Here is a 24,789-nt window from a genome sequence, read left to right on the forward strand (position 1 = left end):
GCTGGAGTCGACCCATGTGCACCGCCCGAATCAGCCGTGTCGCCCTTGCACGCCGTCGGACCGGCAGGGCCAGGGATTGAACACGCCGCCCGCCAGCGAGGCACAACTGCAGCGCTGCGCCGCGCTCGACCAGCGCCTGCTGGCCGCGGTGCGGGAGATCCGCATCCTGCCCACCGTGGCGTGGCCGGCGTCGCTGGAAGCGGAGATGATCCGCGCCTACGGCAAGGGCCGATTCACCCTGCCGCAGGTCACTTACACGCGGCCGGACCTGGCCGCGGTGCGGGCCGAACTGGCCGCCATCGAAGCGGCGGCCGGTGGCAACGACCCGCAGGATATCGATCCGCTGGACGACTACCTGCGCCGCACCGCCGAGTCGTGGCGCATCGCCGCCGAGATGCTGGAGTCGGTGGGCACCGCGGCGGTCACCGCGCCGTCGATCGCGCTGTACGGCCGCCCTGACGATCCCATCCCCGGCAGCCAGCGCAGCAACCTCGACGCGGCCCGCTATTTCGTGGAGCTGGCCAACGAACTGGGCGCGGACCTGCTCGCCGACGACAGCGGCGTGCCGATACCGGCGGACAGCTTGCGCCGCGACGTGGCCGCCACGCTGGATGCGTTTTTCGGCGAGGGGGTGATCCGCGTCGAGGTCGATCCGGAACTCACCGCCAAGGCCGCCGCCGGCGCCACCCGCATCCGCCTGCGCGGCGGCACCTGCTTCACCGAGTACGATCGCCACCAGTTGCTGGCACACGAGGCCTTCGTGCATTCGCTGACCGCACTGAACGGCCGCCGCCAGCCATTGCTCGCTTCGCTGGCGCGCACCTCGCCACGGGTGACGGCCACCCAGGAAGGGCTGGCGGTGTTCGCCGAACTGATGTCCGGCGCGATCGACATCGCCCGCCTCAAGCGCATCAGCCTGCGCATCGTGGCGATCGACATGGCGCTCAACGGCGCCAACTTCGTCGAGGTCTACCAGTACTTCAGCGCCTGCGGCCAAAGCGTGGCCGACAGTTTCCACTCGGCCCAACGCGTGTTCCGCGGCGTGCCGCTGGAGGGCGGCGCGGCTTTCGCCAAGGACAACGTTTATCTGTCCGGCCTGCTCACCGTGCACACGTTTTTCCGCTGGGCGCTGAAGCAGCGACGGATGGACCTGCTGCGCCACCTGTTCGCCGGCAAGCTGGCGCTGCACGACGTGATCTCGCTGCAACCCTATTTCGACTCAGGCGCCATCCTGCCGCCGCGCTGGCTGCCACCGTGGATGCAACACATGCACGGGCTGGCGGGCAAGCTGGCGTTCTCACTGTTCATCAACGGCATTCAGATGGAGAACGTGCAGGCGGATGAGTTGGTGGTGGGCATGTAGCGACTGTGGGAGCGACTTCAGTCGCGATGCTTCTTCTTTTGAGGCTCATCGACATCAAGAGCATCGCGACTGAAGTCGCTCCCACAACCCGCCCGCACGGTACTTTTGGAACGGGTCGCCGGTTTAACCCGGTGCTAACATCGAACGAAGCTTCCGCCGCGCGGAATTCTCCCTTTTCTCGCCGAAAACGCACCGATGACTCTTCCTGAAGAACTGCGTCTTGCCGCCCTCGAATATCATCGCCTGCCGCGCCCCGGCAAGATCAAGGTCACGCCGACCACCTCGCTGCTGACCCAGCGCGATCTGTCGCTGGCCTATTCGCCCGGCGTCGCCGCGGCCTGCGATGCGATCGTGGAGGACCCGACGTCGGCGGCCGAATACACCGCCCGCTCCAACCTGGTGGCGGTGATCAGCAACGGCACGGCGGTGCTGGGGCTGGGCAACATCGGGCCGCTGGCGGCCAAGCCGGTGATGGAAGGCAAGGGTGTGCTGTTCCAGAAGTTTGCCGGCATCGATGTATTCGACATCGAGATCGACGAGAACGATCCGGACAAGCTGGTCGACATCATCGCCAGCCTGGAACCGACCTTCGGCGGCATCAACCTGGAAGACATCAAGGCGCCGGAGTGTTTCATCGTGGAGCGCAAGTTGCGCGAGCGGATGAAGATCCCGGTATTCCACGACGACCAGCACGGTACCTCGATCATCGTGGGCGCCGCGGTGCTGAACGCGCTGGTGGTGGTGGGCAAGCGGATCGAGGATGTGCGCATCGCCACCACCGGCGTGGGTGCGGCGGGCATTTCCTGCCTGGACATGCTGGTGGCACTGGGCGTGAGGCGCGAGAACATCCTGGCCTGCGACGTGCACGGCGTGCTGCACAGCGAGCGCACCGACCTGGACCCGGACAAGCAGCGTTATGCGCGCGACACGCCGATGCGCACGCTGGAGGAGATCGTCGATGGCGCCGACATTTTCCTGGGCCTGTCCGCCGGCGGCATCCTGAAGCCGGCGATGGTCGCCACCATGGCCGAGCGGCCGATCATCTTCGCGCTGGCGAACCCGAACCCGGAGATCACCCCGGAAGACGCCAAGGCGGTGCGGCCTGACTGCATCATGGCCACCGGCCGCTCGGATTATCCGAACCAGGTCAACAACGCGCTGTGCTTCCCCTACCTGTTCCGCGGCGCGCTGGACGTGGGCGCCACGGTGATCAACGAGGCAATGAAGATCGCCTGCGTCAAGGCCATCGCGGCGCTGGCGCGGCGCGAGTCGTCCGACGTCAGCGCGCGCGCCTACGGCGGCAAGCCGCCCAGCTTCGGGCCGAATTACCTGATCCCGCAGCCGTTCGATCCGCGGCTGCTGATCCAGTTGCCGCCGGCGGTGGCGAAGGCGGCGATGGAGTCGGGCGTGGCGACGCGGCCGATGGAGGATTTCGTCGCCTACAACGACAAGCTCACCAGTTTCGTGTTCCGCACCGGCCTGCTGATGAAGCCGGTGTTCGAGCGGGCCAAGGCGGCGCCGGCGCGGGTGGTTTACGCCGAGGGTGAGGAGGAAACCGTGCTGCGCGCGGTGCAGACGGTGGTGGACCAAGGCCTGGCGGTGCCGATCCTGATCGGCCGCCCCGAGGTGATCGAGAAACGCATCAAGCGCGCCGGCCTGCGGCTGAAACCCGGCGTGGACGTGGAGATCTGCAACATCAACTCCGACCCGCGTTTCGACGCCTACTGGCAGCACTACCACCAGCTGATGGAGCGCCGCGGCGTGACCCCGTCGATGGCCAAGGCGGTGGTGCGCTCGCGTCCCACCGCGATCGCGGCGCTGATGGTGGAGCGTGGCGAGGCCGATGCGCTGCTGTGCGGAATGGTCGGCCAGTTTCCCAGCAAGCTGAAATATATCCGCGACATCATCGGCATGGACGAGGGCGTCAGCTCGGCCTCGGCAATGGCGGCGGTGGCCACCGAGAAGGGCACGTTCTTCTACCTCGACACCCACGTGATGGACGACCCCACGCCCGAGCAGATCGCCGAAGCCACGCTGCAGGCGTCGATCCGGCTGAAGCTGTTCGGCATCACCCCGAAGATCGCCCTGTTGTCGGCCGGCAACTTCGGCAGCCGCGACTGCTGCGGCGCGCACAAGATGCGCAAGGCGCTGGAGCTGATCCGCGCCAAGGCGCCGAGGCTGGAGGTGGAAGGTGAAATGCAGGCCGACACTGCGCTCACCCCCGCGCTGCGCGAGAAGCTGTTTCCGCACTCGCGGCTGGAGGGCAAGGCCAACGTGTTCGTGTTTCCCAATCTGGATGCGGCCAACATCGCCTACAACATGAGCCGCATGCTCACCGACGGCGTGGTGATCGGGCCGATCCTGATGGGCGTGGCCAAGCCGGCGCACATCCTGATGCCGCAGTCGACGGTGCGCCGGATCGTCAACATGACCGCGGTGGCCTCGGTCGAGGCGCAGATCCGCATCGGCACCCGGATTCAGGCGGCGCCCTGAGACGAAACGCCGCCGCACCGCCGTGACACCGGGCTGCCACCGTGCGGTGGCGCACGGGTGGGCCGGCCGCTAAACTTGATGGGCTCGCTGCATCCCCGGCCGCGGGTTCCCACATCAAGTCAGGCACCGCACGGCGCCGCGGAGAATCTTCATGGATCAGCTCGACGATATCCTCAATCAGGACATCGACCCTACCGAAACCGGCGAATGGATCGATTCGCTTGATGCGGTGATCCATCACGATGGCACCGAGCGCGCGCATTTCCTGCTGGAAAAAATGGTCGATACCACCCGTCGTTCGGGTGGCTACCTGCCGTTCAACCCCACCACTGAATACGTCAACACGATCCCGCCCAGCCAGGAGGCCAAGAGCCCCGGCGATGCGGCGATGGAATGGCGCATCCGTTCGCTGATCCGCTGGAACGCGATGGCGATGGTGGTGCGGGCCAACCGCAAGCCGGGTGAACTGGGCGGCCACATCGCCAGCTTCGCCTCCAGCGCCACGCTGTACGACGTGGGCTTCAACCATTTCTGGCGCGCACCCAGCGCCGACCATCCGGGCGACCTGATTTTCCATCAGGGCCATTCCAGCCCGGGCATCTACGCCCGCTCGTTCCTCGAAGGCCGCCTGGCCGAGGATCAGCTCGACCTGTTCCGCATGGAAGTGGTCGGCAAGGGCCGCGCGCTGTCGTCCTACCCGCACCCGTGGCTGATGCCCGATTACTGGCAGGTGCCGACGGTGTCGATGGGCCTGGGCCCGATCCAGGCGATCTACCAGGCGCAGTTCTTCAAGTACCTGGAAAACCGCGGCCTGGTGCCCAAGAGCGACCGCAAGATCTGGTGCTTCATGGGCGACGGCGAATGCGACGAGCCGGAGTCCCTCGGCGCCATCTCGCTGGCCGGCCGCGAGGGCCTGGACAACCTGATCTTCGTGATCAACTGCAACCTGCAGCGGCTGGACGGCCCGGTGCGTGGCAACGGCAAGATCATCCAGGAACTGGAAGGCAGCTTCCGCGGTTCAGGCTGGAACGCGATCAAGCTGGTCTGGGGCAGCTACTGGGATCCGCTTCTTGCCCGCGACCACAAGGGCGTGCTGCGCAAGCTGATGATGGAAACCGTGGACGGCGAATACCAGGCCTGCAAGGCCTTCGGTGGCGCCTACACGCGCGAGAACTTCTTCGGCAAGTACCCGGAGACGCGCGAGATGGTGGCCAACCTCAGCGACGACGACATCTGGCGCCTGAACCGTGGCGGCCACGACCCGCACAAGGTGTATGCGGCGTACCACGCCGCGTCAAACACCAAGGGCATGCCGACCGTGATCCTGGCCAAGACGGTCAAGGGCTACGGCATGGGCCTGGGCTCGGGCGAATCGCAGAACCCCACCCATCAGCAGAAGAAGCTGGACCTGGAATCGGTGCGCCACTTCCGCGACCGTTTCAACGTGCCGGTACCCGATTCCAAGCTGGAAGAAGTGCCGTATTACCACCCGGGCAAGGACTCCCCGGAAGTGCAGTACATGCTGGAACGCCGCAAGGCGCTGGGCGGCGCGCTGCCGCAGCGCCGGCGCACCACCGACGTGAAACTCAAGGCGCCGGACCTGGCCGCGTTCGAGCAGATCACCAAGGGCACCGGCGACCGCGAGATCAGCACCACCATGGCGCTGGTGCGTGGCATGAACCTGCTGTTGCGCGACAAGACCATCGGCCCGCGCGTGGTGCCGATCGTGGCCGACGAGGCGCGCACGTTCGGCATGGAAGGCATGTTCCGGCAGATCGGCATCTACGCGCCGTTCGGCCAGAAATACCGTCCGCAGGATTCCGACCAGCTGCTGTACTACCGCGAGGACCAGAAGGGCCAGGTGCTGCAGCAGGGCATCAGCGAAGCCGGCGGCATGGCCTCGTGGATGGCCGCGGCCACCAGCTACAGCATCAGCAACCAGCCGATGCTGCCGTTCTTCATCTATTACTCGATGTTCGGCTTCCAGCGCATCGGCGACCTCTGCTGGGCGGCGGGCGACATGCGCTCGCGCGGCTTCCTGGTCGGCGGCACCGCCGGCCGCACCACGCTGAACGGCGAAGGCCTGCAGCACGAGGATGGCCATTCGCACCTGCTGGCCGGCGCCATCCCCAACGTGAAGGCGTACGACCCCACGTTCTCGTACGAAGTGGCGGTGATCATGCAGGACGGCGTGCGCAGCATGCTGCAGGAGCAGGAGGATCACTACTACTACATCACCGTGATGAACGAGAACTACACCCATCCGGACATGCCCAAGGGCTGCGAGGAAGGCGTCATCAAGGGGATGTACCTGCTCAAGGACGGCGGCAAGGGCAAGAAGGGCGAGCTGCGCGTGCAGTTGCTCGGGTCCGGCACGATCCTGCGCGAGGTGATCGCGGCGGCCGAGCTGCTGGAGAAGGATTTCGGCGTGAAGTCCGACATCTGGTCCTGCCCCAGCTTCGTCGAGCTGCGTCGTGACGGTTTCGATGCCGAACGCTGGAACCGCCTGCATCCGGAAGCCGAGCAGCGCGTGCCGTATGTCACCGGCCTGCTGGACGGGCGTTCTGGCCCGGCGGTCGCCGCCACCGACTACGTGCGCGAATTCGCCGACCAGATCCGTGCGTTCATCCCCGACGGCATGCACTACACCGTGCTGGGCACTGAGGGCTTCGGCCGCTCCGACACGCGTGAGCACCTGCGCGAGTTCTTCGAGGTCGATCGCCGCTGGATCGCCCATGCCGCACTGGCCGCACTGGCGAAGGAAGGCAAGGTCAGCGCCAAGGACGTCAGCCGCGCCATCAAGCAGTACAACCTGGATCCGGAAAAGCCGAATCCGCTGAGCGTCTGATCGATCCTGAAGCAATAAAAAAACCGCCCTCCCCGGGCGGTTTTTTTATCTTCCGATGGCGCCGTCAGGCACCGTCGAACTCAATCGTCATCGCTGCTGAAAGCGCGGCGCAGCAGCAGGAAGGCGCCGATGGTGCCGGCCACGATTGCCACCGTGGCGACCGGGTGGCGATTCACCTGGCGGCGCATGCGGCGGTAGTGGTAGTTGGTTTCGTCGGCCAGGTCTTCCGCGGCGCGGGTCAACTGGCGGCGATAGCGGCCATCGCCCGCGCCGAAACGCTCCTGGATGCGGCGACGACCGCGGTCGATGAGGTTCTGCGCGCTGTCTACCGCGCCGTTCGCGGACTGGCGAACGCGTTGGCCGGCCTGCTCGCTGGCGTCACGAATCTGCCGTTCGATATCACGTCTGTGCATGGCGTTCTCCTGGACTCTGCTGACGTCACAGGCTGCCAGCGCATTCGTGAGCGAGGCGTATACCCGCGCGGTCGGGCACGGGTACCGTTCAGCCCAGCAGGTACTCGCCGCCACGCTGCAGCGCACGCTGGTAGCCCGGGCGTGAGTGGATGCGTTGCAGGAAGGCGCACAGTTTCGGCCGCGTCTCGTCCAGCCCGCCGCGCGCGGCGAACGCCTCCAGCGGAAAACTCAACTGGATGTCGGCCACGCTGAAGGTGGTGCCGCCGAACCAGTCGCTGCTTTGCAACCGGGATTCGAGGTAGTCCAGGTGCAAGGCCAGTTGCGGGTCGACGAAATCGTGCTGCACCTTGCGCGCGACGCCCTTGCCGATCGGCTTGGCGAAAAACGGCATCGGCGCGCGTTCCACCCGTTGGAACACCAGCTTCAGCAGCAACGGCGGCATCGCCGAACCTTCGGCGTAGTGCAGCCAGTAATTGCAGCGCAGGCGCTCGGGCGTGCCATGCGCGGGAATCAGCACACCGGCGCCGTAACGATCGGCCAGGTACTCGACGATGGCGCCCGACTCGGCCACGGTCAGCTTGCCGTCGGTGATCACCGGCGACTTGCCCAGCGGGTGCACCGCGCGCAGTTCGGGCGGCGCCAGCATGGTTTTCGGGTCGCGCTGGTAGCGCTTGATCTCGTACGGCACGCCCAATTCCTCCAGCAGCCACAGGATGCGTTGCGAGCGCGAGTTGTTGAGATGGTGCACGACGATCATGAAGGCTCCGCAAGGGGCGACATGGTGAGTGGGTATCCGGCGGCGCCGGCCACGTGCGCAAGCATGCCGCACTGCATCACAGCATGCCTGATTCGCGTCTGTGCGGCAGATGCTCCGAGTGGCCGCCGAGCCATCGCCATCGTCTGGACATCCGAACCGTGCTCCAACTACTGTAGGGCGGTTCTGAAGGGGTGATGAATCGGCAGTGTCCCGGCCCGGAATCAGCAAACTTCCGGACACCCGGCCAGGCGCAAAACGCTCCTTCCCCATCGACGTTCCCGTCTGGCCCACCCTCGTGGCATTCCGGCCGGCGCGTCGCCCAACGCAACCCGAGGACGAAACATGACGGTACCCAGGAAAATCGGCTTGATCGCCGCGTGCGCGCTCGGCGGCCTGATGGCATCGCCCGCGTTTGCCCAAGAGCCGGCACCGGCGCCGACGCGCCAGGAACTCGCCGGCAAGCCGTGGATGAACACCCACCTGAGCGCCGCCGAACGCACCCAGCTGGTGCTCAAGGAAATGACCCAGGAGGAAAAGCTGCGCCTGGTGATGGGCTATTTCGGCACCGACCTGGACGGCAAGCATTACAAGCGGCCGAAGGAATCGCTGCACCAGTCCGCGGGCTTCGTCTACGGCGTTCCGCGCCTCGGCATTCCCAACCAGTGGCAGACCGATGCCGGTGTGGGCGTGGCGTCGCAGCGCGGGCCGAACGTGCGCGAGCGCACCTCGCTGCCCTCGGGCATGAACACCGCGGCCACCTGGAACCCCGAGGTCGGCTTTGCCGGCGGCGCGATGATCGGCGCCGAGGCGCGTTCGTCCGGCTTCAACGAGATGCTGGCCGGTGGCGTCAACCTGGTACGCGAACCGCGCAACGGGCGCAATTTCGAATACGGCGGTGAAGACCCGCTGCTCGCCGGCACCATCGTCGGTGCGCAGATCAAGGGCATCCAGTCGAACCACATCATCTCGACGCTGAAGCACTACGCGTTGAACGACCAGGAGACCGGCCGCAACTTCCTCAACGTCGAGGTCGACGATGCGGCGGCGCGCATGTCCGATCTGCTGGCGTTCCAGATCGCCAACGAACAGGGCCAGCCCGGTTCGGTGATGTGCTCCTACAACCGGGTTGACGGTATCTACGCCTGCGAAAACCCGTACCTGCTGAACGAAGTGCTGAAGGGCGACTGGGGCTTCAAGGGTTTCGTGATGTCCGACTGGGGCGCGACCCACAGCACGGTCCAGGCGGCCAACAACGGCCTGGACCAGCAGTCCGGCGTGCCGTTCGACAAGTCGCGCTATTTCGGCGACGCGCTGGGCGAGGCGGTGGCCAATGGCTGGGTGCCGCAGAAGCGGCTTGACGACATGGCCGGCCGCGTTCTGTACGCCATGTTCGAGCACAAGCTGATCGACGATCCGGTCACCGGCCCGAAGGACAACATCGATTTCGCCGCCCATGCCAAGGTCACGCAGAACGATGCCGAAGAAGGCATGGTGCTGCTGAAGAACGACAACGCGCTGCTGCCGATCAAGGCGGGCCTGAAGAAAATCGCCATCATCGGTTCCCATGCCGACGTGGGCGTGCTTTCCGGCGGTGGTTCGTCGCAGGTCTACCCGGTGGGCGGCATGGCGGTGAAGGGGCTGGGCCCCGATTCATTCCCCGGCCCCACGGTGTACTTCCCGTCGTCGCCGCTGAAGGCGATCCAGGCCCGCGCGGGCAACGCCAAGGTCACGTTCAATGATGGTTCCGATCCCGCCGCCGCCGCGCGGCTGGCGGCGGCCAGCGATCTGGTCATCGTGTTCGCCCACCAGTGGACGGCCGAAGCGTTTGACGTGCCCAACCTGTCGCTGCCCGACAACCAGGATGCGCTGATCACCGCGGTGGCCAAGGCCAATCCGCATACGGCCGTGGTGCTGGAAACCGGCGGCGCGGTGCTGATGCCGTGGCTGAAGGACGTCGGCGCGGTACTGGAGGCGTGGTATCCGGGCACCAGCGGCGGCGAAGCCATCGGCCGGGTGCTGTTCGGTGAAGTGAATCCGTCGGGCCATCTGCCGATCACCTTCCCGGCCTCGGAGCAGCAACTGCCGCGTCCGGTGCTCGATGGCGACCCGAAGAAGCCGGAGCTGCGTTTCGACGTCAATTACAGCGAAGGCGCGGCCGTGGGCTACAAGTGGTTTGACCTGAAAGGCCTGAAGCCGCTCTTCCCGTTCGGTTATGGCTTGTCGTACACCAGTTTCAGCCATGACGGTCTGGCCGCCCACTGGGCCGATGGCCAGCTGACGGTGAGCTTCACGATCAAGAACACCGGCGCCGTGGCCGGCAAGGATGTGGCGCAGGTTTACGTCGCGTCGCCGAAGGGCCTGTGGGAAGCACCCAAGCGTCTGGGCGCGTTCCAGAAGCTGGCGCTGAAGCCGGGTGAAAGCCGCAAGGTCAGCGTCAAGGTCGACCCGCGCCTGCTGGCGATGTACCAGAGCAAGGACAAGACCTGGAAAATCGCCAGCGGCGAGTATCAGGTGACCGTGGCCAAGTCCGCGCTCGATCCGCAGGCCAGCGTGACGGTGAAGCTGCCGGCGACGACCGTGGACGTCAACGGCAAGTAACCCGTTTTGCAGTGCATTCGAAAGCCCTTCCGGCTCTGCCGGAGGGGCTTTCTGCCTTCCGGGGTGACCGCGCCCGCACGTTGACACCGCGTTGCCGCCATGGCGTTTAGCGTGCCGGCAACGCGTTTCGACGGATGCATCCATGACCAGGCAAGCCACCCACGTCTACACCGAGCCACGGGATATCCAGCGCTTCGAGACGCTGGTGCAGGCATTGTCCGATGGCGCACGCGTCCGCCTGCATCTGGTCGATGGCCAGCATTGCGAGGGCGTGGTGTGCGCCCGCCCCACCGTGCAGATGTTCTACGACGACACCGGCAAGGAGGGCGTCAATGGTGTGGTGGAGCTGGAGCACCTGAACCTGTCGGACTGGCGCCGGCGGGTGTGGTTCGACCAGATCACCGACGTGGAGCTGCTCGATACGAATGCACCGTTGCGGGCGTGACTGCAGCCGTGCCGCCGCTGCGGTTGCACCACAGTGGTGGACGATTCAAGCTAGTGGCTTTGTCCCTGCGAGCCTTTGCCGATGATCCGACTGACGATTTTTCGTCTGGCCCTGGCCACGTTTCCTTGTGGGCTGGTGATGCTTGCCGGTTGTTCCGGTGGCGGTGCGCCGGCGCCGGGCGCGGAGCAGCAGCAGGCCGCCGCGAAAGCGCAGGCGGCGGCCACCAATCTCGACACGTATCGTCAGCTGGTGCGCATCGGCAACGACCAGATGGCCGTGTCGATGGGCCAGGACATCGTGCGCCGTTTCCCGCAGAGCGAGGCGGCGGCAGAAGTGCAGAAGACCTTGCCTGCCATCGAGAAGCGCTATCGCGAAACCAGCGAGAAAAACCGGCTGGCGCGGTTGTGGCTGTACCAGGTGGCGCCGATGCAGGGCGGCACCCAGTCGACTGCCACCATCCAGAGCAGCAAGCCCGGTGGCAACGACAGTGTGCGCCTGATCCTGCGGCGACATACCGACTGGGGCCAGAGCGTGTTCCTGTTCGGCTCGGGCGCGGGCTTCGTCTGTCGCGGCAATTGCACCATCAAGGCGACCGTCGACGGCAAGCCGGTGGGGATCAAGGCGTTTGCGCCACCCAGCGGCGAGCCGGCGCTGATGATTCGCGATGACAAGCAATTCCTGGCGCTGCTGCACGGCGCGGCGAAAATCACCATGGACGTCACCGTGGCCGATGGCGAGAAGAAGGAAACGCTGCTGTACGAGGTCGGCGGTTTCGATCCCGCGAAGTGGCAGAAGCTGGACAAGCCGAAAAAGAAGTAGCACGCCGCTCAGTGCAGGAACAGTTTCTCGGTGATGCGCGCCAGCGGGCGTGCCATCGCCTTCTGCATCCACGGTGACAGGTCGAGTGGCTTGATCAGCATCTTCACCGTCATTTCCGCGGGAATGTGTCGGCGCAGCAGGCCCTGCGCCCGGTCGCTGATGCGGCGGAACTCCGCCTCGTTTTCGCGCAGGTGCGGGTAGCACTGGTTGAACACATGGCGAAGGGCGATATCGCTGTCCTCGCTCTTGATCTCGCGCACTCGCCGCAGAATCGCCCGGAAAACCTTGTAGCGACCGAAGTCCCCGCGTTCCCGGTACAGCAGGTAGTGACGATAGAAGTGCTTGTAGTGGCGCACTTCATCACTCTTGATGTAGCCGGTGAGTTCCTTCAGCACCGGCTCGTCGGTGATGTCGTGCAGGGCGCGGTAAAGGCTGGCGGTACCGGTTTCCACCACGCAGCGCGCGGCCAGCTCCAGCCCGCGAGACGACTCCAGCTGCTCGGCGGTGCACACCGCGCCGTAGTCGTGCCAGAACGTGGCGAACGCCGCGTCCCAGTCGAACTCCGGCCACACGGCGCGCACATACGCGGCCAGCGCGCGGCCGTGCTGCAGCTCTTCGTGTTTCCAGTGTTCGGTCAGCCAGGTCTGCAACTCGGCGTCGTCGGCGAAGTGGTCGACAAGATTCTGCGCGTACAGGTCCGAGCCGCTTTCCACGAAGGAGGAGCTGCACAGCAGGAAAAACAGATCCTCGTTGTGGCGGATGCGGGCAATGTCGATTTGGCCGAGGTCCAGGCTTTCGAGGGTCCAGGGCAGGGCGGTGGTATAGGTCAACGCGATTCCTGTGAGTCACCGGATGTGGCGGCATCTTGCGCGCGGCCACATGACGAGGGGATGAGACAGGATAGGTCGTGTGGGTGCTGGCGGATTAACGCCACCCGACTTGCCGGCTGCGCGACGGAAGTTTCAGCGCACCACGGTGACCGGCACGTGCGCCTTGGCAAGCACGTTGCTGGAGACCGAACCCAGCAGCCAGCGCGCCAGCGCGCCGCGCTCGGTGTGGCCGATCACCAGGTGATCCACGCCGTGCTGTTCGATCTGGCTCAGCAGCACGTCGCCGGGGCTGCCGTAGGTCAGTTCCACGTCAACCAGTTCGTTGGCGTCGGGCACGATGGCGGTCAGTTCGTCCAGCAACTCGCGCGCGCGCTGGGTGCCCGAATCGGCCATCAACAACGCCGACACATCGGCCCCGCCCTCGGTGACCTGCAGCACCGACACCACGCGCACGCGGCCATGGTTGCAACGCGCCAGGTCGATGGCGAACTGGAAAGCGCGGCGTGATGCATCGGAGCCGTCGTAACCCACCAGCGAATACTTGACCATGATTGCTCCTCGGCGCCGTTCGACATCGGACGCAACGAGTCTAGGAGCCCTGTCGGCAGAAACACAAACCGCCGCGACCGTGCGGGCAAACCGCGTTCTCCGCGCGATGAACGCCGTGTTCATCGAGCGGGACATGGCGGGCTTGCCTGCACATTCGCATCACGCGGCGATGTACACGCTTCGCCCTCCCACCCTCTCAAGGAGATGACTATGATCAAGCGTACTTTTGGAATGGCGGCACTCGTGTTGGCCTGCGCGGGTGCGGCGACGATGATGCCGGCCGGCCAGGCCCAGGCAACCGATGCCAAGGTGGATTGCCATCTGGTCTACAACCTGTCCGGCTGGTCGCTGATCTACAAGCACGCCGAGGGCACCGGCACCATCACCTGCGAAAACGGCCAGACGGCCAATGTGAAGATCGAGGTGGTTGGCGGCGGCCTCACCGCCGGCAAGTACCGGATCAACAACGGCAAGGGCGAGATCAGCGACGTGCACGATATTTCCGATGTGTTCGGTGATTACGCCCAGGCCGGCGCCGAGGCGGGCGTGGTGAAAAGCTCGGGCGCGCAGGTGCTGACCAAGGGCACCACGTCCCTGGCATTGGCGGGCACCGGCGAGGGCGTCAACCTCGGTGTGTCAGTGGGCAAGTTCACCATCACGCGACGCTGAGCGGGGCCGACAGGCGGGATGAAAAAGGAGGGGCGCCGGTGGCGCCCTTCCTCGTTTCTACGCGTAAACTGCGGACTGTCGTTTTTTCCCGTCATCCATGGAGAGTCCGCCCATGCGTCGCATTTCCTGTTTGCTTGTCGTGGCCTTGTTGTTCGGTCTGGCGGCCCCGGCATGGGCAGCGGGACCACAGGTGGGGCAGGTCGCGCCGGCCTTCCATTTGCAGGATCAGAACGGCCACTGGCTGCAGCCGTCCGATTTCCACGGCCAATGGCTGGTGCTGTATTTCTACCCGAAGGATTTCACCCCCGGCTGCACCACCGAGGTGTGCACCTTCCGCGACGACATCGCCAAGCTGCGCAAGGCGGGCGCCAAGGTGGTGGGCATCAGCCTCGACGACGTGAAATCGCACGCCGAGTTCGCGCGCAAATACCACGTGCCCTTCCCGTTGCTTTCCGACGCGGACACCACCGTCGCCGCCGCTTACGGCGTACTGGCGTCCCGTGGCGGCTCGCATTACGCACGGCGCACCACCTTCCTGATCGATCCGCAGGGCAAGGTGGCCAAGGTCTATGAGGACGTTGACCCGGAGAAGAACTCCGCCCAGGTGCTGGCCGACCTCGCCGCGTCGAAGGCGGCGGGCTGATGCCGCTGCTGGTTCGCGCCGAAGGCCGGGTGGCGCCCGGACGCGGGTTGGCGGGATGGCGTGTGGTGACCTGGCTGTTGCTGCTGTTTGCCGCGATCGGTGGCGTGCAATACATCAACCACGGCAGCGCCGTCTGGGGTGAGCTGCAACGCTGGCCCGCAGGCGACACCGACCACGTGCCGGCGCTGCAGCGCATGCTGGCGTGGGATGCGGCTTACCTGCTGGTCGCGTTTGTCATCATCGTGCTGTGCGCGGGCGTGATCCTGCGTCAGGCCTGGGCGCGTTCCGCCCTGCGCGTCGCCGCCGTGCTGCTGGCGGCGTGGGCGCTGGCCAGCGGCGTGCTGCTGGCTTCGGCGATGCGGGCGCTGTTTCCGGCGGACACCGCCGTGTCGCTGGTGGTGGCGCAGCTTCCGCACAGTTACCTGCTGGCGCTGGGGATGAAGGCCGTCGCCGTGCCGGTGCTGCTGTGGCTGGCCTGGCGGCTGGGTCGGCCGGACGTGCGTGCCCGGTTCATGCGCCGGCGCTGATGGACGTTTGCCTGCAGGCGCATTCAGCAGGGATTGGTGCGCCGGCCGTTATGGGTGATCAACGTTTTTCAGGGATCCATCCGATGCGCCTTCGCCTGCTTGTCTTGCTGTGCACAACGTTGACGGCCACCTCGCTGTCGGCGCAGGAATGGGCGACCACCTGCCACGCCAGCAGCAGTTACGACGTCACCCTGAAGCCTTCAAGCATCCTGTTCGACCGGCCGTCACCGGCCCCGTTCCACGTCGAGATGCAGCGAGGCACGTTGCGCACCGACGGCACCGCGGTAGCGCTGAATGCGGAGCAGCAGGATCGCCTGACCTTGTTCGAGCGCGAGCTGCGCGCGCTGGCGCCGCGTGTGCGCACGGTGGCGCAGCACGGGCTGGATATGGCGGTGCGGGCGCTGAAGGAGGAGACCCAGGGCATGAGCCTCGGCGCCGACACCCGGGCGGAGCTCGATCGTCGCCTGGCCAGCCACGCGGCCACCTTCAAGCAGCGCATCGCCGCCAGCAACAGCACCCACGATTGGCAGAGCGACGTCATCGACCAGTACGCCAACCAGATCGCCGCCGACGTGCTGCCGTTGCTGGCCAACGACCTCGGCCAGCAGGCTCTCGACGCGGCGATGCGGGGTGATCTGCAGGCGGCGGCGACGCTGCGCGACCAGGCCACCGGGCTGGCCAGCGGCCTGCGGCCACGACTGGAACAGCGGATGCAGGCGCTGCAACCGCAGATCGCCGCCTTGTGCCCCGCGATCACTCGATTGGCCGATCTGCAGCAGGGCGTGCGTGGCAGCAACGGCCAGCCGCTGAACCTACTGCACATCGGGCAGTGACTGCCCGATCGCCGTTCAGGGCTCCCTAAGCGGTGAGCGACGAGGATGACGCGTCATCTCGCTTCATCACCCGCTGGAGCCGATTGTGGCGCTGTTCGCTCCCCGTTCCATCTACGAACCCCTGATCCAGCACAGCATCGACCTGTGCCGGCTGTACCGCCGTGCCGCCACCGCCGCGCGCGAGCCGGGGTTGCGCAGCGTGCTGAATGAAAACGCCCAGACGCTGATGCTGGTGGTCGCCGACCTGCAGGCACAACAGCGCAGGACCGGTGAACCGTCCCGGCAGCGTGGCACCTTGCGCGGCACGCTGCGGGCACAGTGGGCGGCGGGCATGCCCAACAACGCCTCGCGCACGGACAACGACTGGATCCACGCACTGGGGCAGTACGAAGTGCGCTTGCTGCACCTGTTCGAACGCGCCACCATTGCCACCGCCCCTGCCGACGTGGCGCTGGTGCTGCGCCGGCAACTGCCGCGCCTGCACGGCATCCACCTGGACATGCATGGCCTGGGTGGCACCGCGCGCCATTGAAGGAAGATCCCATGTCGCCGACCGCCGAGGCCGTGCTTGCCTTCTGGTTTGCCGAGGAAAGCGCCGCGCACTGGTTTGCCGCCGACGCCGCCTTCGATGCGCAGATCCGCACCCGTTTCGGTGCCGTCGCCACCGCCGCGGCCGACGGTGAACTCGATGGCTGGACGCGTACGCCGCTGGGCTGGCTGGCGCTGCTGATCCTGCTGGACCAGTTCAGCCGCAATCTCCACCGCAACGATGCACGGGCCTGGTCGCAGGACCCCAAGGCGTTGTCGCTGGCGCTGGCGGGCATCGAACGCGGCGACGACCAGGCCCTGCCACCGCTGCAGCGCGTGTTCGCCTATCTTCCGCTGGAACACGCCGAGGATCTCGCCGTGCAGCATCGCTCGGTGGCGCTGTTCGAGGCGCTTTGCGCCGAGTCGGGCCCGGAACAGCGGGCATCGTTCGAGGGCTTTCTCGACTACGCGCGGCGCCATCGCGACATCATCGAGCGCTTCGGCCGCTTCCCGCACCGCAATGCGGTGCTGGGCCGTTCGTCCACGGCGCAGGAGGCGATCTACCTGGCACAGCCGGGCGCCGGCTTCTGATCGACCGGCGCCGCGCTGGCGCCGATGCCGGCAAACCCCTTCGCGTACATGCAGCGGTTTCCGATACCGTCCCGCGGCGCACCGCGCCAGCCTGATCGGCGCCCATCACGGGCTACCTCGCCATCGGGAACAACCATGCCCAAACCCACGACGTCCCTGCCGCTCGCACTGGCACTCGCCTGCGCGCTCGGCCTCTCCAGTACGGCGACTTTCGCCTCCAACACCTTGCGCGTCGGCAACCAGGTCCTCACCACCGGCGACAGCGTGATGCGCGTGGTCGAGCTGCTGGGAAAGCCGTCGCGCAAATTCCGGCGCCATCCCGCCACGTCGCGCCGCGGTCGTGGCGTGCGCGTGATCACCGATGCCGACCGCGGCGAGCAGTGGCAATACCGTCGCGGCAACCACCTCACCACGGTGACCATCATCGATGGCACGGTCGGTGACATCGACGACCGGCGCCGCTGAGAACGCGCTACCCGCCAGGCGCAACCCGGGTGATTTCGGCCCCGGGCGCCGCCGCCCTGCGGTCGACGCCAGCCGTTGATCCGTGACCCGCGTTGCCGCATCCGCCATGGGCGGGTTCGGCCCCGTCGAGCGTCCTCCGCGACCCGCATACTCCGCCGCATAGTGGGCGAAAGACCCGCCTGTTCGTTATGATTGGCACTTGTTTCCGCCGCGATCCCCTCCGGCGGCGCACCATTGTCCCCGCCATCTCCAGGAGCCATTCATGGCCGATCTCAAAGAAGCTCGTGTTCCCGACATCGGCCACGCTGACGTTCCGGTCATCGAAGTACTGGTCAAGGCCGGCGACCGCGTCGAGAAAGAACAGAGCCTCATCACCCTGGAATCGGACAAGGCCACGATGGAAGTCCCCGCGCCATTCGCCGGCACGGTGAAGGAAGTGAAGCTGAAAGTGGGCGATGAAGTTTCCGAAGGCGCGGTGATCGCCATCATCGAGGCCGACGGCGCTGGCGCCGCACCCGCCGCCCAGGAAGCACCCAAGGCCGCCGCCGCCGCCCCGGCGCCCGCCAAGCAGGCCGAGGCGCCCCAGGCGCCCGCCGCTGCCGCGCCCGCGCCATCCGCCGGCGGCGTGCGCCCCGCGCTGGTGCCGGACATCGGCCACTCCGGCGTGCCGGTGATCGAAGTGCTGGTGAAGGTGGGTGACACCGTCACCAAGGACCAGAGCCTGATCACACTGGAGTCGGACAAGGCCACGATGGAAGTGCCGTCGCCGTTCGCCGGCGTGGTGAAGGAACTGAAGGTGAAGGTGGGCGACGAGCTCTCCGAGGGCGACGTGATCGCCATGATCGAAGGCGGCGATGCCGCGCCTGCCGCTCCGGCAGCCGCACCGGCCCCGGCGCCGGCACCCGTGGCAGCTGCACCCGCATCTGCGCCCGCCCCCGCGCCGCAAGCCGACCGCAGCAACCTGCCGGTGGCGCGTCCGCCGGTGGATGCCAGCGTGGTGATGCCGGGCGATGCGCCGTACGCCAGCCCGGCGGTGCGCGCATTTGCCCGCGAGCTGGGCGTGGACATTGCGCAGGTCAAGGGCAGTGGTCGCGGCGGCCGCATCCAGCGCGACGACGTGAGCGGCTATGTGAAGCACGCGCTGGCCTCCGGCGCGCGGCCGGTTTCCGGCGGTGCGGCGGGCGCCGGCAACGGGCTCAGCCTGCTGCCGTGGCCGAAGGTGGATTTCGCCAAGTTCGGCGAGATCGAGGAAAAGCCGCTGTCGCGCATCCAGAAGATTTCCGGCGCCAACCTGGCCCGCAACTGGGCGATGATCCCGCACGTCACCCAGCACGAAGACGCCGACATCACCGAGCTGGAGGCATTCCGCAAGCAGCTTGGCGCGGAGAACAAGGACACCAAGATCAGCCCTCTGGTGTTCCAGATCAAGGCGGTGGTGGCGGCGCTGAAGGCGTTCCCGCAATTCAACGCCTCGCTGGACGAGAGCGGCGAGAAGCTGGTGCTCAAGAAATATTTCCACATCGGCATCGCGGTGGACACGCCCGATGGCCTGGTGGTGCCGGTGATCCGCGACTGCGACAAGAAGGGCCTGCTGGACCTGGCGCGCGAGCTGGGCGAGATCTCCAAAAAGGCGCGCGACAAGAAGCTGGGCCCGGCCGACATGTCGGGCGGTTGCTTCTCGATCAGCTCGCTGGGCGGCATCGGCGGCACGTATTTCACGCCGATCGTCAACGCGCCCGAAGTGGCCATCCTGGGTGTGTCCAAGTCGGCGATGAAGCCGGTGTGGAACGGCAAGGAGTTCGCGCCGCGGCTGATGTTGCCGCTGTCGCTGTCCTACGACCACCGCGTGATCGACGGCGCGCTGGCCGCCCGTTTCGCCGTGTTCGTGGCCAACCAGCTGGCCGACATCCGCCGCCTGCTGCTGTGACGGAGGCCGCATGCTGCTGGCGGCGGCACTGATTCCCGCGGAGCCCGCAGCTACGCCGGTCAGCGAGTGGTTGAGTCGCCCGCTGTTCCACGGCGGCGGCTTTGATCTGACCGTCGGCTCGCTGGCGGCGGCGGTGCTGCTGTTCTGTCTTTGCGTATTGCTGTCGATGCTGGTGCGGCAGTTGCTGCGCCGTTACGCGCGCCGCTACGAGCACGTCAACCTGTCGTCCATCTACGTGTTCGGCCGCTTGATGCACTACCTGTTGCTGCTGGTCGGCGTGTTGCTGGCGCTGAATGCCAGCGGCATCCCGATCGCCCGTTTCACCGTGTTTGCCGGCGCGCTGGGCGTGGGCCTGGGCTTTGGCCTGCAGGCCATCTTCAACAACTTCGTCTGCGGCGTGGTGCTGCTGTTCGACCGCAGCCTCAAGGTGGGCGACTTCGTCGACCTGGCTTCCGGCGTGCACGGCCGCGTGCGCGACATCCATATCCGCGCCACCCGCATCACCACCAACGACGACATCGATATCCTGGTGCCGAACTCCGAATTCGTGAACGGTCGCGTGGTCAACTGGACCGTGCGCGAGGGCTTCCGGCGCCTGAAGGTTCCGTTCCACGTGGCCTACGCCAGCGACAAGGAAACCGTGCGGCAAGCCGCGCTCCAGGCGGTGCACGAAGTGAAGTTCACGCTGGACGCCGAGGGCGACAAGGCGCCGCAGGTGCGACTGGTGGCTTTCGGCGAATGGGCGCTGCAGTTCGAGCTGGTGGTGTGGCTGAATGCCGATGCCACCCGCCGACCCGGCGCCGCGCTGGCCGCCTACAACTGGGCGCTGCATGATGCCTTGCTGGCGCATGGCATAACGATTCCCCTGCCGCAGCGCGACGTGCAGTTGCGCCGGCCCCAACGCGCTATCCCTGTCTCCTGAATCCCGTGGCCGGCGGCCACAACCGCCAGCCCGCAACTCCCGAGGAAAAACCATGGCCAACACCATCGAAGTAAAAGTTCCCGATATCGGCCACGACAACGTGCCGGTGATCGAGGTGCTGGTGAAAGCCGGCGACACCGTGGAAAAGGAACAGAGCCTGATCACGCTGGAGTCGGACAAGGCGACCATGGAGGTTCCCTCCAGTGCCGCGGGTGTGGTCAAGGAGTTGAAGCTGAAGGTGGGTGACGAGGTTTCGGAAGGCGCTGTGATCGTTGTGCTGGAGGTCGCCGGCGGTGCCGCGGCGGCCACCCCGGCACCGACGCCCAAGGCCGAGGCGCCGAAGGCTGCTGCGCCCGCCCCGGCACCTGCCGCCTCGCCGGCGCCGACTGCCGCAGGCGCGTCCGGTCGCACGCCCGACGTCGAATGCAAGCTGGTCGTGCTCGGCTCCGGCCCCGGCGGCTACACCGCGGCGTTCCGCGCCGCCGACCTGGGCGTCGACACCGTGCTGGTGGAGCGCTATGCCAGCCTGGGCGGTGTCTGCCTCAACGTGGGCTGCATCCCGTCCAAGGCGCTGCTGCATGCCGCCGCCGTGATCGATGAAGCCGAGGCGATGGCTGCCCATGGCGTGAGTTTTGGTGCACCGAAACTCGATCTCGACAAGCTGCGCGGTTTCAAGGAAAAGGTGGTCGGCCAGCTCACCGGCGGCCTGGCCGGCATGGCCAAGGCGCGCAAGGTGCGCACCGTGCAGGGCACCGGTACCTTCGTTTCGCCGAACGAACTGGAAGTCCAGACGAACGACGGCGTGAAGCTGATCCGTTTCGAGAACGCCATCATCGCCGCCGGCTCGCAGTCGGTGAAGCTGGGCATGTTCCCGTGGGACGACGAGCGCATCCTCGACTCGACCCGCGCGCTGGAAATGAAGGACGTGCCGAAGAAGCTGCTGGTGGTGGGCGGCGGCATCATCGGCCTTGAAATGGCCACCGTGTATGCGGCGCTGGGCAGTGAAGTGACCGTGGTCGAGTTCATGGACCAGATCATCCCGGGCGCCGATGCCGACCTGATCAAGCCGCTGGCCAAGCGCCTCGGCAGCCGGCTCAAGGGCATCCACCTGAAGACCAAGGTGATCAGCGCCAAGGCCACCAAAAAAGGCATCGAGGTCGGTTACGAGGGCGACAGCATTCCCGAAACCACCCTGTTCGATCGCGTGCTGGTGTCGGTGGGCCGCTCGCCCAATGGCGGCAAGATCGGCGCGGAAAAGGCCGGCGTCGCGGTGACCGATCGCGGTTTCATCAACGTCGACACGCAGATGCGCACCAACGTGCCGCACATCTACGCCATCGGCGACCTGGTCGGCCAGCCGATGCTGGCGCACAAGGCCACCCACGAGGCGCACGTGGCGGCCGAAGTGGTGGCCGGGCTGAAGAGTCATTTCGATGCGCGGGTGATCCCGTCGGTGGCGTTCACCAACCCGGAAATCGCCTGGGTCGGCGTGACCGAGCGCGAGGCCAAGGAAAAGGGCCTGAAGGTCGGCGTGGGCAAGTTCCCGTGGGCGGCCTCGGGCCGCGCCATCGGCATCGACCGCACCGAAGGCTTCACCAAACTGATCTTCGACGAGGAGACCCATCGCATTGTCGGTGGCGGCATCGTCGGCGTGAACGCGGGCGACCTGATTTCCGAACTGGCGCTGGCGATCGAGATGGGCAGCGAAGCGGCTGACATCGCCCTCACCATCCACCCGCATCCCACCCTGGGCGAGTCGGTGGGGATGGCGGCCGAAGTCTACGAAGGCACCATCACCGACCTGTACATCCCGAAGAAGAAGTGACCCTCGACAACTGCAGGAGCGCACCGTGTGCGCGAATGCTCCTGCAGGAGCGGCTTCAGCCGCGATGCTTCTCATTCGAAGCCATCGCGACTGAAGTCGCTCCCACAAACAGATCGCCCTGCATCGCCTCGTCCTCCGCTGCGATAAAGCCGGACAAGCCCACGCCGACCAGTCGATAGCGGTGATCCGCTGACTGGTCCACACGATCACGCAGCGCACAGGCGATATCGGCCAGCGCGTGGGCCGATGACGGGTGTGTCGACGGCGTCAGGCTGCGGGTGAGGGTGCGGAAATCCGAGGTCTTGAGTTTCAGCACCACGGTGCGCGCCACCCGGCGGTGCTCGCCGGTGCCGTGCTGGCGCAGGTGACCGGCCCAGGCTTTTTCGGCCAGGCGGCGGATGTGCGGTTCGATCTCGTCCAGCGGCAAATCATGCTCGAAGGTGTCTTCGGCGGAAATCTGCAGGGTGGGGCGTTCGGACTGCACCGCGTGGTTGTCGATACCGCGCGCCAGTTCATGCAGGCGGCGGCCCCAGCGACCGAAGCGGCCCTCCAATTCGGCCAGCGCATGCGCCCGCAGCGCACCCACGGTATCAATGCCCAGCGCCGCCAGCTTCGCCTCCATCACCTTGCCCACCCCGGGCAGCCGGCCGACGGGCAGCGGGGTGAGAAACGCTTCGACCTGGTGCGGGCGGATGACACAGAGGCCGTCGGGCTTGTTCCAGTCCGAGGCGATCTTGGCCAGGAACTTGTTCGGCGCCACGCCGGCCGATGCGGTCAGCGCCGTCTCGGCGCGGATCGCCGCCCGGATCGCCTCGGCGGTGGCGGTGGCCGAGGGCAAGTCGGTTTTCGGGTGGGTGACGTCCAGGTAGGCCTCGTCCAGCGACAACGGCTCGATCAGGTCGGTGTGCCGCGAAAAGATCTCGCGGATCTGCCGCGACACCGCCTTGTAGCGCACGAAATCCGGCGGCACGAAGATCAGCTGCGGGCACAAGCGCTCGGCCCGCATCGCCGGCATCGCCGAGCGCACGCCGAACACGCGCGCCTCATAGCTGGCCGCGCACACCACCGAGCGCGCGCCACGCCAGGCCACCGCCACCGGCTGGCCGCGCAATGACGGATCGTCGCGCTGCTCCACCGACGCGTAGAACGCGTCCATGTCGATGTGCAGGATTTTTCGTGGAGGGACGGACACGCGGGCAACCGGAATACCAATGCCCGGATTCTAGAACCCGCCACGGTCACCATGTGTCAGCAGTGATGCGGATGGCCGACTCCGCGGTACGAATGGGGCTGGTCGAAACCACCCGCACAATGGCAAGGTGGCGGCCATGACGACCCAACCTGCCGCCTATGCCCGCCGCCTGAACAGTTGGGACGCGGCGATGATCGTGATCGGCGGCGTCATCGGCGCCGGCATCTTCCTCACGCCGTCCACGGTGGCGCGCAACACGGGCTCGGGTACCGAGGTGTTGATCCTGTGGACGGTCGGCGGCTTGCTGACCCTGGCCGGCGTGCTGTGTTACGCCGAGCTGGGCGCGCGGCGGCCGCAGGCGGGCGGCATCTATGTCTATCTGCGCGAGGCGTTCGGGCTGCTGCCGGCGTTCCTGTTCGGCTGGACGATGGCGCTGATCAACTACCCCGGCAGCGTGGCGGCGGTGGCCACCATGTTCGCCCGTTACCTGTGCGCGGCGATCGGCTTGCCGCTGCTGTATGCGTCGCCGGTGGCGGTGGGGGCGATCGTGTTCATCGTGGGCGTCAACCTGTTCGGCATCCGTGCCGGTGCGCTGATCCAGAATACGTTCACCGTGTTGAAGCTGGCCGCATTGGCCTTGCTGGTGGTGGCAGGGTTGATCCTGGCCGACGGCAATTTCGGCCTGGCGCTTTCGACCGACAGCGCGCATCCGGTGTCGTCGTGGGCTTTCGCAGGCGCGCTGCTGCCCGTGCTTTTCAGCTACGGCGGCTTCCATTACCTGAACGATCTGGCGGGTGAGGTGCGCGATCCGCAACGCACCTTGCCACGCGCGCTGGGTCTGGGCATGGGTGGGGTGGTGATCTGCTACGTGCTGGCCAACCTGGCCTATCTGGGCGGCCTGGGTCATGCGGGCCTGGCCGCCAGCGAGGCGCCCGCGGCGGACCTGATGGCGAAGCTGTTCGGTCCGCACGGCGCCACCGTGATCGCGGCGGGCATCGCCTGTTCCACCTTCGGTTATTGCAGCATCGCGATCGCCGGCGGTGCCCGCGTGCTGCAGACGATGGGCGCCGACGGCATGTTCTTTCGCGCGGCCGGGCGCATCGATGCGCGCACGCGGGCGCCGCAGATCGCGCTGCTGGCGCTGGGCGCGTGGGCGATCGTGCTGACGCTGTCGGGCAGTTTCAATCAGCTGCTCAACTACACCACGGTGGGCGAGTGGCTGGGCCACGTATTCGGCATCGCCACGCTGTTCTGGTACCGCAAGCATTTCATCGACGAGCCGGCGCCGTACCGGGTGCCGTTCTATCCGCTGCTGCCGCTGGTGTTCGTGATCACCGTGTTCGGCGTGATCGTGGCCTCGGCGATCAACCGCCCCGGCGACGCGGGCATGAGCCTGCTGATCATCGCGCTGGGCGTGCCGGTGTATTACGGCTGGCGCTGGCTGGAAGGTCGCAAGGCGGGTTGATGCGGCGCTGAGGTCGGCACTCGGTGGGCAACCGATGCGGTGGCCGTGCCGTTGCCTGGCGACCGCGCGTTGCGCGCACCGCGATGG

At 66.6% G+C, this 24,789-nt stretch carries 22 protein-coding genes; 17 read left to right on the forward strand and 5 right to left on the reverse strand.

All coding sequences use genetic code 11. The features are described 5' to 3' along the window. Positions 1–76 precede the first annotated feature (76 nt). From ASD22_RS13610 to aceE, 3 genes are all read left to right on the forward strand, one after another. The gene (locus tag ASD22_RS13610) at positions 77–1,363 is read left to right on the forward strand and encodes a flavohemoglobin expression-modulating QEGLA motif protein (protein ID WP_056084678.1); all 1,287 of its coding nucleotides are present in this window, start codon (positions 77–79) and stop codon (positions 1,361–1,363) included. A 195-nt stretch (positions 1,364–1,558) separates the two neighbouring features. Further along, on the forward strand, positions 1,559–3,856 hold the full coding sequence (locus ASD22_RS13615) for an NADP-dependent malic enzyme (protein WP_056084681.1): 2,298 nt from the start codon (positions 1,559–1,561) through the stop codon (positions 3,854–3,856). 151 nt (positions 3,857–4,007) lie between these two features. Then, a complete protein-coding gene (gene aceE / locus ASD22_RS13620; protein ID WP_056084684.1) occupies positions 4,008–6,704 on the forward strand; it encodes a pyruvate dehydrogenase (acetyl-transferring), homodimeric type in 2,697 nt (898 codons plus the stop codon). Positions 6,705–6,784: 80 nt separating this feature from the next. Here the strand turns inward: aceE and ASD22_RS13625 are convergent, their stop codons facing one another. Together ASD22_RS13625 and ASD22_RS13630 are read right to left on the reverse strand one after the other, a co-directional pair. Beyond that, positions 6,785–7,117 carry a hypothetical protein gene (locus tag ASD22_RS13625; protein WP_056084687.1) on the reverse strand — a complete coding sequence of 111 codons (333 nt, stop codon included), beginning with the start codon at positions 7,115–7,117 and terminating at the stop codon, positions 6,785–6,787. A gap of 88 nt (positions 7,118–7,205) precedes the next feature. Beyond that, positions 7,206–7,874, reverse strand: a complete 669-nt coding sequence (locus ASD22_RS13630; protein WP_056084690.1) for a glutathione S-transferase — start codon at positions 7,872–7,874, stop codon at positions 7,206–7,208. A gap of 342 nt (positions 7,875–8,216) precedes the next feature. Between ASD22_RS13630 and ASD22_RS13635 the strand changes: the two genes are divergently transcribed. The 3 genes from ASD22_RS13635 (at position 8,217) to ASD22_RS13645 (ending at position 11,736) form a co-directional block, all read left to right on the forward strand. After that, entirely contained in the window at positions 8,217–10,472 is a 2,256-nt protein-coding gene (locus tag ASD22_RS13635; RefSeq protein ID WP_056084693.1) for a glycoside hydrolase family 3 C-terminal domain-containing protein, read from the forward strand. 142 nt (positions 10,473–10,614) lie between these two features. After that, positions 10,615–10,917: a DUF3247 family protein gene (locus ASD22_RS13640; RefSeq protein WP_056084696.1), complete on the forward strand. Its 303-nt coding sequence runs from the start codon at positions 10,615–10,617 to the stop codon at positions 10,915–10,917. A gap of 81 nt (positions 10,918–10,998) precedes the next feature. Further along, positions 10,999–11,736 (forward strand): hypothetical protein, encoded by a 738-nt coding sequence (locus ASD22_RS13645; protein ID WP_056084699.1) that lies wholly within the window; start codon positions 10,999–11,001, stop codon positions 11,734–11,736. An 8-nt stretch (positions 11,737–11,744) separates the two neighbouring features. Here the strand turns inward: ASD22_RS13645 and ASD22_RS13650 are convergent, their stop codons facing one another. Both ASD22_RS13650 and ASD22_RS13655 read right to left on the reverse strand, forming a co-directional pair. Next, on the reverse strand, positions 11,745–12,566 hold the full coding sequence (locus ASD22_RS13650) for a ferritin-like domain-containing protein (protein ID WP_056084702.1): 822 nt from the start codon (positions 12,564–12,566) through the stop codon (positions 11,745–11,747). Positions 12,567–12,698: 132 nt separating this feature from the next. Continuing rightward, the gene (locus tag ASD22_RS13655) at positions 12,699–13,115 is read right to left on the reverse strand and encodes a universal stress protein (RefSeq protein WP_056084705.1); all 417 of its coding nucleotides are present in this window, start codon (positions 13,113–13,115) and stop codon (positions 12,699–12,701) included. Between the two features lie 210 nt (positions 13,116–13,325). Here ASD22_RS13655 and ASD22_RS13660 point away from each other — a divergent pair, with 210 nt between their 5' ends. The 10 genes from ASD22_RS13660 (at position 13,326) to lpdA (ending at position 22,045) form a co-directional block, all read left to right on the forward strand. After that, a complete protein-coding gene (locus ASD22_RS13660) occupies positions 13,326–13,784 on the forward strand; it encodes a hypothetical protein (RefSeq protein WP_056084707.1) in 459 nt (152 codons plus the stop codon). A gap of 112 nt (positions 13,785–13,896) precedes the next feature. Next, the gene (locus ASD22_RS13665) at positions 13,897–14,427 is read left to right on the forward strand and encodes a peroxiredoxin (RefSeq protein WP_056084711.1); all 531 of its coding nucleotides are present in this window, start codon (positions 13,897–13,899) and stop codon (positions 14,425–14,427) included. Then, positions 14,427–14,954, forward strand: coding sequence for a hypothetical protein (locus tag ASD22_RS13670; RefSeq protein WP_056084714.1), 528 nt, complete (start codon positions 14,427–14,429; stop codon positions 14,952–14,954). The genes ASD22_RS13665 and ASD22_RS13670 overlap by 1 nt, the downstream gene beginning before the upstream one ends. Before the next feature lie 83 nt (positions 14,955–15,037). After that, on the forward strand, positions 15,038–15,787 hold the full coding sequence (locus ASD22_RS13675; RefSeq protein WP_156459030.1) for a DUF2884 family protein: 750 nt from the start codon (positions 15,038–15,040) through the stop codon (positions 15,785–15,787). A gap of 85 nt (positions 15,788–15,872) precedes the next feature. After that, positions 15,873–16,319 carry a DUF2383 domain-containing protein gene (locus ASD22_RS13680; protein ID WP_056084717.1) on the forward strand — a complete coding sequence of 149 codons (447 nt, stop codon included), beginning with the start codon at positions 15,873–15,875 and terminating at the stop codon, positions 16,317–16,319. Positions 16,320–16,330: 11 nt separating this feature from the next. Beyond that, complete coding sequence (locus ASD22_RS13685; protein ID WP_056084720.1) at positions 16,331–16,906, forward strand: DUF924 family protein; 576 nt, start codon at positions 16,331–16,333, stop codon at positions 16,904–16,906. A 135-nt stretch (positions 16,907–17,041) separates the two neighbouring features. Beyond that, a complete protein-coding gene (locus ASD22_RS13690; RefSeq protein WP_056084723.1) occupies positions 17,042–17,371 on the forward strand; it encodes a DUF2845 domain-containing protein in 330 nt (109 codons plus the stop codon). Between the two features lie 262 nt (positions 17,372–17,633). Next, entirely contained in the window at positions 17,634–19,298 is a 1,665-nt protein-coding gene (gene aceF, locus ASD22_RS13695) for a dihydrolipoyllysine-residue acetyltransferase (RefSeq protein ID WP_056084724.1), read from the forward strand. A gap of 10 nt (positions 19,299–19,308) precedes the next feature. Further along, positions 19,309–20,220: a mechanosensitive ion channel domain-containing protein gene (locus tag ASD22_RS13700; RefSeq protein ID WP_056084728.1), complete on the forward strand. Its 912-nt coding sequence runs from the start codon at positions 19,309–19,311 to the stop codon at positions 20,218–20,220. Between the two features lie 52 nt (positions 20,221–20,272). Then, positions 20,273–22,045 carry a dihydrolipoyl dehydrogenase gene (gene lpdA / locus ASD22_RS13705; protein WP_056084731.1) on the forward strand — a complete coding sequence of 591 codons (1,773 nt, stop codon included), beginning with the start codon at positions 20,273–20,275 and terminating at the stop codon, positions 22,043–22,045. A gap of 55 nt (positions 22,046–22,100) precedes the next feature. On the opposite strand, the gene dinB is transcribed toward lpdA, so the two are convergent. Then, the gene (gene dinB, locus ASD22_RS13710; RefSeq protein WP_082520277.1) at positions 22,101–23,237 is read right to left on the reverse strand and encodes a DNA polymerase IV; all 1,137 of its coding nucleotides are present in this window, start codon (positions 23,235–23,237) and stop codon (positions 22,101–22,103) included. A gap of 136 nt (positions 23,238–23,373) precedes the next feature. Here dinB and ASD22_RS13715 point away from each other — a divergent pair, with 136 nt between their 5' ends. Then, positions 23,374–24,702, forward strand: coding sequence for an amino acid permease (locus tag ASD22_RS13715; protein ID WP_056084736.1), 1,329 nt, complete (start codon positions 23,374–23,376; stop codon positions 24,700–24,702). Positions 24,703–24,789: the final 87 nt, after the last annotated feature.

The organism is Rhodanobacter sp. Root480 (assembly GCF_001426645.1).
GTDB lineage: Bacteria > Pseudomonadota > Gammaproteobacteria > Xanthomonadales > Rhodanobacteraceae > Rhodanobacter > Rhodanobacter ginsenosidimutans.

Coding starts and splice junctions, on each gene's coding strand:
- ASD22_RS13625 (WP_056084687.1), bottom strand. CDS start 7,117: ATGCACAGACGTGATATCGAACGGCAGATTCGTGACGCCAGCGAGCAG.
- ASD22_RS13700 (WP_056084728.1), top strand. CDS start 19,309: ATGCTGCTGGCGGCGGCACTGATTCCCGCGGAGCCCGCAGCTACGCCG.
- ASD22_RS13670 (WP_056084714.1), top strand. CDS start 14,427: ATGCCGCTGCTGGTTCGCGCCGAAGGCCGGGTGGCGCCCGGACGCGGG.
- ASD22_RS13630 (WP_056084690.1), bottom strand. CDS start 7,874: ATGATCGTCGTGCACCATCTCAACAACTCGCGCTCGCAACGCATCCTG.
- ASD22_RS13715 (WP_056084736.1), top strand. CDS start 23,374: ATGACGACCCAACCTGCCGCCTATGCCCGCCGCCTGAACAGTTGGGAC.
- ASD22_RS13635 (WP_056084693.1), top strand. CDS start 8,217: ATGACGGTACCCAGGAAAATCGGCTTGATCGCCGCGTGCGCGCTCGGC.
- aceE (WP_056084684.1), top strand. CDS start 4,008: ATGGATCAGCTCGACGATATCCTCAATCAGGACATCGACCCTACCGAA.
- ASD22_RS13640 (WP_056084696.1), top strand. CDS start 10,615: ATGACCAGGCAAGCCACCCACGTCTACACCGAGCCACGGGATATCCAG.
- ASD22_RS13665 (WP_056084711.1), top strand. CDS start 13,897: ATGCGTCGCATTTCCTGTTTGCTTGTCGTGGCCTTGTTGTTCGGTCTG.
- ASD22_RS13685 (WP_056084720.1), top strand. CDS start 16,331: ATGTCGCCGACCGCCGAGGCCGTGCTTGCCTTCTGGTTTGCCGAGGAA.
- aceF (WP_056084724.1), top strand. CDS start 17,634: ATGGCCGATCTCAAAGAAGCTCGTGTTCCCGACATCGGCCACGCTGAC.
- ASD22_RS13615 (WP_056084681.1), top strand. CDS start 1,559: ATGACTCTTCCTGAAGAACTGCGTCTTGCCGCCCTCGAATATCATCGC.
- ASD22_RS13655 (WP_056084705.1), bottom strand. CDS start 13,115: ATGGTCAAGTATTCGCTGGTGGGTTACGACGGCTCCGATGCATCACGC.
- ASD22_RS13690 (WP_056084723.1), top strand. CDS start 17,042: ATGCCCAAACCCACGACGTCCCTGCCGCTCGCACTGGCACTCGCCTGC.
- ASD22_RS13660 (WP_056084707.1), top strand. CDS start 13,326: ATGATCAAGCGTACTTTTGGAATGGCGGCACTCGTGTTGGCCTGCGCG.
- ASD22_RS13675 (WP_156459030.1), top strand. CDS start 15,038: ATGCGCCTTCGCCTGCTTGTCTTGCTGTGCACAACGTTGACGGCCACC.
- ASD22_RS13645 (WP_056084699.1), top strand. CDS start 10,999: ATGATCCGACTGACGATTTTTCGTCTGGCCCTGGCCACGTTTCCTTGT.
- lpdA (WP_056084731.1), top strand. CDS start 20,273: ATGGCCAACACCATCGAAGTAAAAGTTCCCGATATCGGCCACGACAAC.